The organism is Nocardia mexicana NBRC 108244 (assembly GCF_001613165.1).
GTDB lineage: Bacteria > Actinomycetota > Actinomycetes > Mycobacteriales > Mycobacteriaceae > Nocardia > Nocardia mexicana.
In genome coordinates this window covers 23,237-34,595 of record NZ_BDBV01000125.1, presented here as the reverse complement: position 1 = coordinate 34,595, position 11,359 = coordinate 23,237, and the positions used below count along the sequence as shown (strand labels likewise).

At 68.1% G+C, this 11,359-nt stretch carries 12 protein-coding genes; 6 read left to right on the top strand and 6 right to left on the bottom strand.

Features of this window, described 5'->3' with window-relative positions:
- Nucleotides 1-154: 154 nt before the first annotated feature.
- The gene (locus NM1_RS37610) at nt 155-619 is read right to left on the bottom strand and encodes a YybH family protein (protein ID WP_068031787.1); all 465 of its coding nucleotides are present in this window, start codon (nt 617-619) and stop codon (nt 155-157) included.
- An 11-nt stretch (nt 620-630) separates the two neighbouring features.
- On the bottom strand, nt 631-1,215 hold the full coding sequence (locus tag NM1_RS37605) for an NADPH-dependent FMN reductase (protein ID WP_068031784.1): 585 nt from the start codon (nt 1,213-1,215) through the stop codon (nt 631-633).
- Between the two features lie 133 nt (nt 1,216-1,348).
- Here NM1_RS37605 and sigJ point away from each other — a divergent pair, with 133 nt between their 5' ends.
- The 3 genes from sigJ (at nt 1,349) to NM1_RS42785 (ending at nt 4,119) form a co-directional block, all read left to right on the top strand.
- Nucleotides 1,349-2,233 carry an RNA polymerase sigma factor SigJ gene (gene sigJ / locus NM1_RS37600; protein WP_068031781.1) on the top strand — a complete coding sequence of 295 codons (885 nt, stop codon included), beginning with the start codon at nt 1,349-1,351 and terminating at the stop codon, nt 2,231-2,233.
- Between the two features lie 122 nt (nt 2,234-2,355).
- Nucleotides 2,356-3,888 carry a catalase gene (locus tag NM1_RS37595; RefSeq protein ID WP_068031778.1) on the top strand — a complete coding sequence of 511 codons (1,533 nt, stop codon included), beginning with the start codon at nt 2,356-2,358 and terminating at the stop codon, nt 3,886-3,888.
- 69 nt (nt 3,889-3,957) lie between these two features.
- Entirely contained in the window at nt 3,958-4,119 is a 162-nt protein-coding gene (locus NM1_RS42785; RefSeq protein ID WP_157124084.1) for a hypothetical protein, read from the top strand.
- 162 nt (nt 4,120-4,281) lie between these two features.
- On the opposite strand, the gene NM1_RS37590 is transcribed toward NM1_RS42785, so the two are convergent.
- The 3 genes from NM1_RS37590 to mca form a co-directional block, all read right to left on the bottom strand.
- The gene (locus NM1_RS37590; protein WP_068031803.1) at nt 4,282-5,739 is read right to left on the bottom strand and encodes a serine hydrolase domain-containing protein; all 1,458 of its coding nucleotides are present in this window, start codon (nt 5,737-5,739) and stop codon (nt 4,282-4,284) included.
- Nucleotides 5,740-6,000: 261 nt separating this feature from the next.
- Nucleotides 6,001-6,324 carry a hypothetical protein gene (locus NM1_RS37585; RefSeq protein WP_068031774.1) on the bottom strand — a complete coding sequence of 108 codons (324 nt, stop codon included), beginning with the start codon at nt 6,322-6,324 and terminating at the stop codon, nt 6,001-6,003.
- The gene (mca, locus tag NM1_RS37580; RefSeq protein WP_174556951.1) at nt 6,321-7,235 is read right to left on the bottom strand and encodes a mycothiol conjugate amidase Mca; all 915 of its coding nucleotides are present in this window, start codon (nt 7,233-7,235) and stop codon (nt 6,321-6,323) included. The genes NM1_RS37585 and mca overlap by 4 nt, the downstream gene beginning before the upstream one ends.
- Nucleotides 7,236-7,451: 216 nt before the next feature.
- Here mca and NM1_RS37575 point away from each other — a divergent pair, with 216 nt between their 5' ends.
- Entirely contained in the window at nt 7,452-7,919 is a 468-nt protein-coding gene (locus NM1_RS37575) for a DUF4307 domain-containing protein (protein WP_068031768.1), read from the top strand.
- A gap of 321 nt (nt 7,920-8,240) precedes the next feature.
- Nucleotides 8,241-8,738 carry a transcription elongation factor GreA gene (gene greA, locus NM1_RS37570; protein ID WP_068031765.1) on the top strand — a complete coding sequence of 166 codons (498 nt, stop codon included), beginning with the start codon at nt 8,241-8,243 and terminating at the stop codon, nt 8,736-8,738.
- Between the two features lie 134 nt (nt 8,739-8,872).
- Here greA and NM1_RS37565 read toward each other — a convergent pair whose 3' ends face one another.
- Nucleotides 8,873-10,021 (bottom strand): cystathionine gamma-synthase, encoded by a 1,149-nt coding sequence (locus tag NM1_RS37565; protein WP_068031761.1) that lies wholly within the window; start codon nt 10,019-10,021, stop codon nt 8,873-8,875.
- 70 nt (nt 10,022-10,091) lie between these two features.
- Between NM1_RS37565 and NM1_RS37560 the strand changes: the two genes are divergently transcribed.
- Nucleotides 10,092-11,255 carry an acyl-CoA dehydrogenase family protein gene (locus NM1_RS37560; protein ID WP_068031759.1) on the top strand — a complete coding sequence of 388 codons (1,164 nt, stop codon included), beginning with the start codon at nt 10,092-10,094 and terminating at the stop codon, nt 11,253-11,255.
- The last annotated feature ends 104 nt before the right edge of the window (nt 11,256-11,359 follow it).

Sequence of the window (11,359 nt, the reverse complement as noted above, 5' to 3'; positions counted from 1 at the left end):
GGCGCGGCCCTCGGCGCGGCGGCGGGCGCGGGCCTGGGTGGCGCCATCGGCGGACAGATCCCGGCCTGACGGTCGCGACGGCGCCCGAATCCCGCCGGGGGATCCGGGCGCCGTTGTCGTTCAACAAGATTCCACCTGCCGCCGCGGCGGTCCGTCAGGGTTCGAGGTCTGCCACTCCCCTGCCGCTCGCGACATCGAACGGCACCGAGACCTGGTCGTGTGCGATCAGCCAGGCGCCGTCGATCTTCCGCATGCCGTACGTGACGCGGACCCACATACCGCTCGTGGTCGCGCCGTTCTGCAGCGTGCCGCGCAAGCGTGCGAAGGCGTGCCCGTACGCCACCTCCCCGCCCACCGTGAACGTCAGGTCGCGCACCTCGTAGTCCACGCTCTCGAAGAACAGGAACACCTTCGCCCAGTTCTCGAGCTTCGCCGCGATCCCGACATGCTGGAGCGGCGGTTCGACATCGAAGGACACGACGTCGGCCGTGTACAGCCGCTCGAGACCCGCGAGATCCTTGGCCCGCAGCGCTTCGACCACCTTGTCGATCTGGCGGCGAAGGTCGGCGTCGTCCGCACCGCGGTCGGTGTGTGCCTGAAAGTCGTTGGCTGTAGTCATGATCGGGCTCCTCAGGAATTCACGAGGGTGGTTTCGGCGCGCGCCCGCAGCGGCGCCAGGGCGGCGCTCCAGGCCAGGATCTGATCCAGCGTTTTGCCCAGGGCGGCGGCGTGGTGGTCCCGCGGCGTGAAGGTGGTGTTGTCCTCGAAATCGGTGAGCACCGAGATCGCGACCTGATAGCCGACATCGGCCATGCCGAGCGTGCTGCAGACCGTCCGCAGTTGCACCACCGCGCGGGCGCCGCCGCCCGCGCCGTAGGAGACGAATCCGACCGCCTTGTCCGTCCACTCGGCGAACAGGTGGTCCAGCGCGTTCTTCAGCACTCCGGGGACGCCGCCGTTGTATTCCGGGGTCACGATCACGAAGCCGTCGAACGGGGCGATCCGCTCGGCCCAGGCACGAGTGTGCTCGTGGACCGACGGGCCGAACATCGGCGGCACGGGCTCGTCCAGATGCGGCAGCGGGTGGTCGCGCAGATCGATCAGTTCGAACTCGGCATCCCCGCGCTGCGATGCCGAATCCAGCACCCACTGCGCGATCTGCGGGCCCTTGCGGTTGGGCCGGGTACTGCCGAGGATGATGCCGATTCTGGTCATTTCCGGAACTCCTGCTTTGCTGAACGGGTTATGACCTTCCGACGACACAGCCGTCCGGAATGTCAGGCCGCCTCACGAAACGAGTCGCCGAATCGTCGGTTTCGGTGAGGGACACACACCGGAGGAGCCGACCATGACCGACCCGCACCTGTCCGCGGTGACCGGCGAACGCCGTCAGCTGATCAACCTCGCCTACCGCCTGCTCGGCTCCCTGGCCGAGGCCGAGGACGTGGTGCAGGAGACCTACGCGCGCTGGTACGCGCTGTCCGAGCGGCAGCGGCGGGAGGTGGCATCGCCCGGCGCCTGGGCGACGACGGTCGCCAGCCGCATCTGCCTCGATCTGCTCGGCTCGGCGCGCGCCCGGCGGGAAAGCTATGTGGGCGAATGGATTCCGGAGCCGGTGCCCGGGCGGTCCGACTGGCTCGGCGGTCCCATGCCCGCCGACCCCGCCGACCGGGTCACCCTCGACGAGACGATCAGCATGGCCTTCCTCGTGGTGCTCGATTCCATGACCCCGGCCGAGCGGGTGGCGTTCGTGCTGCACGACGTGTTCCGCTATTCCTTCGCCGAGGTCGCCGAGGTCGTCGGGCGCACCCCCGCGGCCTGCCGACAGCTTGCCTCCAGTGCCCGCCGCCGCATCCGGACCGCGCAACGTCCGTCGGTACCGCAGCGCGCCGAGGTGGTCCGGGATTTCAAACGAGCCTGGGAGACGAGGGATATCGAGGCCCTGGTCGGCCTGCTGGATCCGCAGGCCGTCGCGACGGCCGACGGCGGGGGCAAGGTGCTGGCCTTCCTCGACCCGATCAGCGGCGGCGAGCAGATCGCCGCCGCCTGGATGGAGATCGGCAAGCGGACCCCGGACGTGACGTTGCTGGAGCGCACGGTCAACGGACAGCCCGGCCTGGTGGCGCAGGTCGACGGCACCGTCGTCTCGGTCTACGCCTTCGATATCGCCGATGACCGGATCACCCGCATCTGGGTGATCCGGAACCCGGAGAAACTGCGCGCCTGGACCTGAGCGGACACGCCGGACCCTCGATCCGCAATTGCGGGGTTATCCGCTGATTGGACCGTGGTTGCGTGGGTAGTACCCGAAATGCTCGCGGTTGAACTCGTGCCCGACTAGATGGGAGGTGCACCATGACCCGATCCGACGTGCCGGCGAACTACACCACCGATGACGCCGGAATTCCGGTTCCCAGCGATGAGCATTCACTGACGGTGGGCCCGGACGGCCCGATCCTGCTGAACGACGCGTACCTGATCGAGAAGATGGCGGCATTCAATCGCGAGCGGGTGCCCGAGCGCCAGCCGCACGCGAAGGGCGGCGGCGCCTTCGGCGTCTTCGAGGTCACCGAGGACGTCAGCGCCTATACGGCGGCCGACGTCTTCCAGCCCGGCCGCCGGACCGAGGTGCTGGCCCGGTTCTCCACCGTGGCCGGTGAGCGAGGCAGCCCCGATACCTGGCGCGATCCGCGCGGCTTCGCCCTGAAGTTCTATACCGAGCAGGGCAATTTCGACATGGTCGGCAACAACACCCCGATCTTCTTCGTCCGGGACCCGATGAAGTTCCAGGACTTCATCCGCTCGCAGAAGCGCCGGGCGGACAACAACCTCCGCGACCACGATATGCAGTGGGACTTCTGGACCCTGTCGCCGGAATCCGCCCACCAGGTCACCTGGTTGATGGGTGATCGCGGGATTCCGCGGACGTGGCGGCATATGAACGGCTATTCCAGTCACACCTACATGTGGGTCAACCGGGACGGCGCGAAGTTCTGGGTTAAATACCACTTCAAGACCGACCAGGGCATCGAGTTCTTCACCCAGGACGAGGGCGACCAGATGGCCTCGATGGATACCGACTACCACACCCGCGACCTGTTCGAGGCCATCGAGGGCGGCAACTACCCCAGCTGGACGCTGAAAATGCAGATCATGCCGTTCGACGACGCCAAGACCTACCGGTTCAACCCGTTCGACCTCACCAAGGTCTGGCCGCACGCGGACTACCCGCTGATCGAGGTGGGCCGCCTGACGCTGAACCGGAACCCCGCCGACTACCACACCGAGATCGAGCAGGCGGCGTTCGAGCCGAGCAACGCGGTGCCCGGGACGGGGCCCAGCCCGGACAAGATGCTGCTGGGCCGCTGGTTCTCCTACCCGGACGCGCACCGCTACCGCATCGGCGCGAATTACAAGGAGCTGCCGGTGAATTCGCCGCACGCGGCGCCGCTGCGCTCCTACAGCAAGGACGGACACATGCGGCATCACAATCCGGGCGATCCGGTGTACGTGCCGAACTCGAAGGGCGGCCCGCATGCCGATACGGCACAGGCGGGTCCGCAGGCCGGTTGGTACAGCGACGGCGAGATGGTGCACACCGCCTACACCCTTCGGCGCGACGACGACGATTGGGGTCAGGCCGGGACCATGGTGCGCGAGGTGCTCGACGACGCCGCGCGGGAGCGGCTGGTGAACAACATCGTCGGCCACCTGCTCAACGGCGTGACCGAGCCGGTGCTGGCGCGGGCGTTCGAGTACTGGCGCAATGTCGACAAGGATCTGGGCGACCGGATCGAGTCGGGTGTCCGGGCGAAGGCGGGCGAGAAGGACCCGAAGGCCGCCGAGCAGGCGAATCCGGCGCGCTCCTCGGCCCAGCACAAGGCCTAGCGGCGCGCACAGCTCAGCTGTGCCGAAACCGAAACGCACTGGTGTCCGTCTACGGGGTACTTCGCAAACATGAAGAATTCGACCTCGCTGGGATCCCGGCCCGCGCGCCGCCCGTGGTTCGCGGACCTCGAAGACGCCGAGCGCCGCGGCGCCCACGGCAGTGCCGGTATCGGCTATTTCGACTGCGATTGCGACCTGTGCCGCCGACGACATCACGACCCACCGTTCTGAGTCACGCCGCGCACCGGTGGCGGACACCGGTGACTCCACTGCGGCGGAACAGTCGCGAGGTCGAGCAGCAGTGGACGGCGAGTCCAGCAGCCGTTGCGACACGGCAAAGTCCGCATTCCCCCGTCCCCGGAGGAGTGCGGACTCGGCGAACGCGCTTGCCGCTCAGGCGATCTTGGGCGTCACGCGCATGCCGACATAGCAGCATTCGGTGCCGTCGGACAGGGTCTCGAAGATGACCGGCATGTAGTCCTCGCTGAACGACGGGCCCGCGCCGGAGGCGGCGAACACCTTGTCCGACACCGGCACCAGCTCCATCTCCAGCGTCGGGGACATGTCCTTCATGCCGTCGACGAATTCGTATGTCATGTGGCCGGTTCCGTCGTCGTTCCGGGTGACCGTGATGACGACGCCCTCGCGCCGGTAGGTACCCGTGTACGGCGCGACGTCCACCGCGATCGGCGGCGTCGCGGGCCCGAACGAATCCGGCATCCGGACTCCGGCGATCTCGGCGAGCAGTTCCCGGAACAGATCCGCGTACAGCTGCCGCGCACCACCGCCGTTGGTCATCAGCACCACGACCACCCCGGCGTGCGGAACCACCCGCAGGTAGGAGTACTGGCCGATGGCCGCCCCGTCGTGGCCGTATCCGACGACCCCGTCCCAGTCGTACAGGGTCCAGCCCAGCCCCCAGGCGTCGGAGCTGACGGTCCACTTGTCGGGCACGTCGACCTCGCGGCGCTGCATCGCGGCCACGGCATCGGCGCCCAGCACCCGGTCCCCGTCCGGCCCGATGCCGCCGTCCAGGTGCATGCGGGCGAACCGGGCCATATCCCCGGCGCTGGTGAGGACGCGGGCGTAGGGCCCGGCCGAGCGCGGCATCAGATCCCAGGCCGGCGCCGGTTCCGGATCGACGCCGGGGTCACCGAGGTGCGACATGGCCACGCGGAAGCGCAGCGCCTCCTCCGGCAGCGTCATCAGGTGCCCGAGTCCGAGCGGGGCGGCGATGTGATCGTGGATCGCCTGGTCCCAGGTCTTTCCCGTCAGCACCTCGACGATGCGGCCCAGCACCACGTATCCGAGGCTGCCGTAGGACGTTCCGACGCCCGGCGCGCAGTCCAGCGGCACCTCGCGCGCCGCGGCGACGTACTTCTCGATGGCGTCGTCCCCGCGACCGGCGTCGTAGGTGAAGTCGTTGGTCACGCCGCCGGTGTGGCTGAGCAGCTGCCGGGTGGTGATCACCCGCGTCGCCTCGGGATCCGGGGTCGCGAACTCCGGCAGCACGTCGACCACCGGGGCGTCCAGGTCCAGCTTGCCGTCGGCGACCAGCTGCATGATCAGCGTGGCGGTGTAGATCTTGGCGATCGAGCCGGACTGGAAGATCGAGTCCGCGGTCGCCTCGACTCCCGTGCCGCGGTGCAGCACCCCGCTGGCCAGCTCGTGGATCTCGCCGTCGACCAGGACCGCCAGCTGCGCGCCCGGCACGTGGTGCGCGGCCCGCAGCTCGTCCAGCCGCGCCTGCCACCGCGCCACCGAGAACCCGCCGCCCTGCGAATCCGCGGTTCCCCACGCGCCCTTCGCCTTCCAGGCGCCCTCGGCAGTCCAGTTCACGTTCTCCGCCATGATTCCCTCCATCGGTTCCGAACACTGTGCGGTATGTCGAACACTGTACGTTCACCGCACAGTGTTCGCAAGTGGGTAGGCGGAATAACCGGCGACAGCACGGAAAGTGCCTGGGTAATGAGGGTGTTCGAAGGCAGTCGGCCTACGTGGCGAACACTTCAGCCGAATCCACAGCTCGCGCACCCGGCAATAACCACGCACCCCGTGCATGCACTGCACGGGGTGCGCGAGAGTTGGGGTGCGCCGGGAGGTTCGGTGCGGCTAGGGAATGCCGGGGGTGTCCGGTTTCGTGGAGGCTTCAGGTTTGGAGGTGTCCGGTTTCCTGGAGGTCTCCGCGGCGTCCGAGGCGGTGGGATCCGACTGGACGGCGCCATGTTCCGTCCCGTCGTCGGCCTCTTGATCGGGCTCGGGATGTTCCGGGGAGAACTCCGCGGGCAGCCGCTTGATGTGCTTGTTCATCGAGCGGACCAGCAGCACCGTGCCCGCCAGCAGCAGCAGGATGATGACCAGGCCCAGCGGGGATGCCTTGCCGAATTCGGGCCCGGTCGGGTTGGTGGTGGGCTGCGCGAGCAGGGTGAGGATCATCGCGCGGTGTCCCCGAGCGCGGTGCGCGCGTCCTCGGCCTCCCGGATCCCGGCGAACAGGTCCGTCTCCGGGATCTCGGTGCGCACCCGGGTCTGGGCCAGCTCGAATTCCTCGGTCGGCCACAGCCGCTGCTGCATCTCCATCGGGATGGCGAAGAACGCGCCGTTCGGGTCGATCTGGGTGGCGTGCGCGCGCAATGCGTCGTCCCGCTGCGGGAAGTACTTGCCGCATTCGATCTGCGTGGTCACCCGGGCCATGATGTCGCCCCGCTCGGCGGCCATCGAGCGGAACCGGTCCAGCCACTCCTGCATCGGGAACGGTTCGCCGATCCGCTCGTACTCGTCGGCGAAGACCTCCATCCGCTGGATGCTGAAGCCGTGGTCGTAGTACAGCTTCAGCGGGGTCCACGGCTCACCGGCGTCGGGGAATCGCTCCGGATCCCCGGCCGCCTCGAAGGCGGCCACCGACACCTTGTGGCACATGATGTGGTCCGGGTGCGGATAGCCGCCGTTCTCGTCGTAGGTGGTCATCACGTGCGGCTTGAACTCGCGCACCACCCGCACCAGCGCCTCGGTCGCCTCCTCGAGCGGCACCAGCGCGAAGCACCCCTCGGGTAGCGGCGGCAGCGGATCGCCCTCGGGCAGACCGGAGTCCACGAAGCCCAGCCAGTGCTGCTGCACGCCCAGCGCCTTGGCGGCCTCGGCCATCTCCTCGCGACGCACCTCGTTGATGCGGTCGAGGATGCCGGGCACGTCCATCGCCGGATTGAGGATCGACCCGCGTTCGCCGCCGGTCAGGCTGACGACCAGCACGTCGTTGCCCTCGGCCGCGTACTTCGCGGTGGTCGCGGCGCCCTTGCTGGACTCGTCGTCGGGGTGGGCATGTACCGCCATGAGGCGAAGGCCACTCACGTCTCGTTCACCTCGTTGCTCACCGTCTTCACCTCATCGCTCTTTGCCGCGGGTGTCGAGTTCATTCGGCGCGAGCGGAGCTCCCCGTGGCCACGGGGACGGTCGCACGAACACGACCCGCCCAGCACTCGCGCCGATCTACACCCCATATAGTTCCATTCGACCGTCATTTGTTCCGACCTACCCCCCTGCGATTGACCACAGGAGCGACCTCCGGTGACCGAGCGGACATCGAACACAGCCGACCGGCCCGGCGCCGCCACCGTCCCACCCGACCGCGTCGCCGACCGCTACGGGACCCGGCCCCGGCGCCACCGCCCCTGGCTGCCCTATGCGCTCGGGGCGGCGGCGATCCTGATCGGCGTGGCCGTCGCCGTCGCGGCCTATCTGAAGTTCGGGCCCAAGGACATCGAGCCCGAGCAGCTCGGCTACTCGGTTGTGAACGATTCCACCCTCGACATCCACTTCAAGGTCACGCGCGAACATCCCGATCGGCCGATCGTCTGCTTCGTGCGCGCCATGGACTCCGACCAGGCCGAGGTCGGCCGCCGCGAGGTCCTGATTCCGGCCTCGACCAGCGGAACCGTCGAGCTGAACGCGACCGTCCGCACCACCGGCCGCCCCGCCGCGGGCGACATTTACGGGTGCAGCGACAAAATCCCCGCCTATTTGCGGGCCGGCTGACCCCTGACGCCACAACCCCAGCAATCCCGATCCGGGCGAAACGCCTCGCAATCATCGCTCCGACCTGCGAATTTGTAGATCGTGCTAAAATGGCTCAACACACGGTTCCGAGGCTCGGAGCCGTGTTTGCTGCATTGGCGGCCAGCGCTGTCGGTTCCGGGCACCAGTGGTGCGCGCGGAACAGGGCCTGTCGGGGTTCGAGTACATCCCCCAGGGATCGCTCTAGCCGTCCACTGCTGCTGTGCGCGTCTCCGGTCGCGTGGAGCAGCGGATATCAGGGAATCCCGGCTCGCCGGGAACAACTACTAGGGAGTGATCGAGATGACTGAGACGAACGTGACCTGGCTGACACCGGAGTCGCACGAAAGGCTCAAGGGCGAACTCGACGCGCTCATTGCCAACCGTCCGGTCATCGCGGCCGAGATCAACGAACGCCGCGAAGAAGGCGACCTGAAGGAAAACGGCGGCTACCACGCGGCGCGCGAGGAGCAGGGCCAGCAGGAGGCGCGCATCCGCCAGCTGCAGGAACTGCTGAACAACGCCAAGGTGGGCGTTGCACCGACCAAATCCGGGATCGCACTGCCGGGATCGGTCGTCAAGGTCTATTACGACGGCGACGAGACCGACACCGAGACGTTCCTCATCGCGACCCGCGAAGAGGGCCTGGTGGGCGGCACCGACCTCGAGACGTACTCGCCGAACTCGCCGCTCGGCGGCGCACTCATCAACGCGAAGGTCGGCGAGACCCGCGAGTACACGCTGCCCAACGGCAACACCATGAAGGTGACGCTGGTCAGCGCGGAGCCGTACCACAGCTGACAGGCTGACCGAGCCACCCGGCGGCAGCTTGCAGCACTGCCGCCGAGGGCCGTCGAGAGTGATACGCAGCGGCCGCGCCGGGAGATTCCGGCGCGGCCGCTGTTTCATGTATTCGGGGCTTGCAGGATTGTGGTTCAGCCCAGCGCCCGCTCGATATCGGCGAGCAGATCACCGATGTCCTCGATGCCGACCGAGAGCCGCACCAGATCGGCGGGAACCTCGAGTTCGGAGCCCTCGGTGGAGGCGTGCGTCATCGCGCCCGGATGTTCGATCAGCGATTCCACCCCGCCCAGCGATTCGGCGAGGGTGAAGATCCGGGTCTTCGCGCAGAAGTCGTGGGCGGCCTGGCGTCCGCCGCGCAGCCGCACCGAGATCATGCCGCCGAAGCGCCGCATCTGCTTCTGCGCCACCGCATATCCGGGATGTTCCGGCAGACCCGGGTAGATCACCGTCTCGATCGCCGGGTGATCGGCGAGGAATCCGGCGATGGTCTCGGCATTGTCGCAGTGCCGATCCATCCGCACCGCAAGGGTTTTCACGCCGCGCATGGTGAGGAAGGCGTCGGTGGGGCCGGGTACCGCGCCCGCGCCGTTCTGCAGGAAGCCCCAGGCCGCATCCAGTTCGGCGTCGTCGGTGACCAGCGCGCCGCCGACCACATCGGAGTGGCCGCCGAGATATTTGGTGGTCGAGTGCAGCACGATGTCGGCGCCCAGCAGCAGCGGCTGCTGCAGGTACGGCGAGGCGAAGGTGTTGTCCACCACCAGTTTCGCGCCGCCGCCGTGCGCGATATCGGCCAGCGCGCCGATATCGCCGATGTTCAGCAGCGGATTGGTGGGCGTCTCGATCCAGACCAGTTTCGTGTTGGGCCGCAGGGCATTTCGCACCGCGTCGGGATCCGACACCGGAGCCACCGAGTATTCGATGCCCCACTGCGTGAACACCTTGTCGATCAGCCGGAAGGTGCCGCCGTAGGCGTCGTCCGGGATGACCAGGTGGTCGCCGGGCCGCAGCGACGCCCGCAGCGCACAGTCGGTGGCCGCCATCCCGGAGGAGAAGGCCCGCCCGTACCGGCCCGATTCCAGCGCGGCCAGGTTGGCCTCCAGCGCGGTGCGGGTCGGATTGCCGGTGCGGGCGTACTCGTAGCCGCCGCGCAGCCCGCCCACCCCGTCCTGGGCGAAGGTCGAACTCGCGTAGATCGGCACGTTCACCGCGCCGGTCTGCGGATCGGGATCGAATCCGGCGTGCACGGCCCGTGTGGAGAACCCCAGCTGATCGTCGGTCATGGGGCAAGCCTAGAAGGACGGCTCTCTCGCTCCGGACGCGGGAACCCCGCGGGCCGATACTGTGATTCCCATGGTCACCGTCGACGAGCTGTTCGCGATCGATTCCCTGCTGAGCGACACCGAGCGCCAGATACGACAGACAGTGCGGTCGTTCGGCGAGCAGCGGTTGCGGCCGCATGTGGCCGATTGGTTCGAGGGCGGCACCTTCCCGGCCCGCGAGCTGGCCCCGGAGCTGGGCAAACTCGGCCTGCTCGGCATGCATCTCGAGGGTTACGGCTGCGCGGGCACCTCCGCCACCGAGTACGGGCTGGCGTGCCTGGAGCTGGAGGCGGTGGATTCCGGGATCCGCAGCATGGTGTCGGTGCAGGGCTCGCTGGCGATGACAGCGATCCACAAGTTCGGCTCGGAGGAGCAGAAGCAGCACTGGCTGCCCGAGATGGCGACCGGTCAGGTGATCGGCTGCTTCGGGCTGACCGAACCCGATTTCGGCTCCAATCCGGGCGGCATGCGCACCCGCGCCCGGCGCGACGGCGCGGACTGGGTGCTCGACGGTGCGAAGATGTGGATCACCAACGGCTCGGTGGCCGACGTGGCGGTGGTGTGGGCGCGCACGGAGGACGGCATCCGCGGCTTTCTGGTTCCGAGGGACACCCCGGGTTTCACCGCCCGCGAGATGCATCGCAAGCTGTCGCTGCGCGCCTCGATCACCGCGGAACTGGACCTGGACGGCGTTCGGCTGCCCGCCGACGCCGAACTGCCGCGGGCACGCGGGCTGGCGGGCCCGCTGGCCTGCCTGTCCGAGGCCCGCTTCGGCATCGTCTTCGGGGCGATGGGCGCCGCGCGCGACTGCCTGAGCGCCACCATCGACTACGCGCGCACCCGCGAGGTGTTCGACAAGCCGCTGGCCGCCTATCAGCTGACCCAGGCCAAGCTGGCGGATATGGCCGTCGAGCTGGGCAAGGGCGAGCTGCTGGCCGTGCACCTGGGCCGCCTGAAGGACCGCGGCGAACTGCGGCCGGAGCAGGTGAGCGCGGGCAAACTCAACAGCACCCGGGAGGCGCTGGCCATCGCGCGCGAATGCCGCACCGTGCTCGGCGCCAACGGGATCACCCTCGACTATCCGGTGCTGCGGCATGCCAACAATTTGGAGTCGGTGCTCACCTACGAGGGCACCGCGGAGGTGCATCAGCTGGTACTGGGCGAGGCGCTCACCGGAGCCAAAGCCTTTCGCTGACAGCGGTTTTCGCCGAGTTTCGAATGCTGAGGGATAACCGGATCCGAAATTCACCGAGTGCTACATCACAGTGTTTCAAATGCTGCATGATTGCTAGCATGAGC

Excerpts from the sequence above, each read along its gene's own strand:
- NM1_RS37595 (WP_068031778.1), top strand. The coding sequence starts at position 2,356 with ATGACCCGATCCGACGTGCCGGCGAACTACACCACCGATGACGCCGGA.
- NM1_RS37560 (WP_068031759.1), top strand. The coding sequence starts at position 10,092 with ATGGTCACCGTCGACGAGCTGTTCGCGATCGATTCCCTGCTGAGCGAC.
- NM1_RS37585 (WP_068031774.1), bottom strand. The coding sequence starts at position 6,324 with ATGATCCTCACCCTGCTCGCGCAGCCCACCACCAACCCGACCGGGCCC.
- NM1_RS37610 (WP_068031787.1), bottom strand. The coding sequence starts at position 619 with ATGACTACAGCCAACGACTTTCAGGCACACACCGACCGCGGTGCGGAC.
- greA (WP_068031765.1), top strand. The coding sequence starts at position 8,241 with ATGACTGAGACGAACGTGACCTGGCTGACACCGGAGTCGCACGAAAGG.
- NM1_RS42785 (WP_157124084.1), top strand. The coding sequence starts at position 3,958 with ATGAAGAATTCGACCTCGCTGGGATCCCGGCCCGCGCGCCGCCCGTGG.
- sigJ (WP_068031781.1), top strand. The coding sequence starts at position 1,349 with ATGACCGACCCGCACCTGTCCGCGGTGACCGGCGAACGCCGTCAGCTG.
- NM1_RS37605 (WP_068031784.1), bottom strand. The coding sequence starts at position 1,215 with ATGACCAGAATCGGCATCATCCTCGGCAGTACCCGGCCCAACCGCAAG.
- NM1_RS37590 (WP_068031803.1), bottom strand. The coding sequence starts at position 5,739 with ATGGCGGAGAACGTGAACTGGACTGCCGAGGGCGCCTGGAAGGCGAAG.
- NM1_RS37565 (WP_068031761.1), bottom strand. The coding sequence starts at position 10,021 with ATGACCGACGATCAGCTGGGGTTCTCCACACGGGCCGTGCACGCCGGA.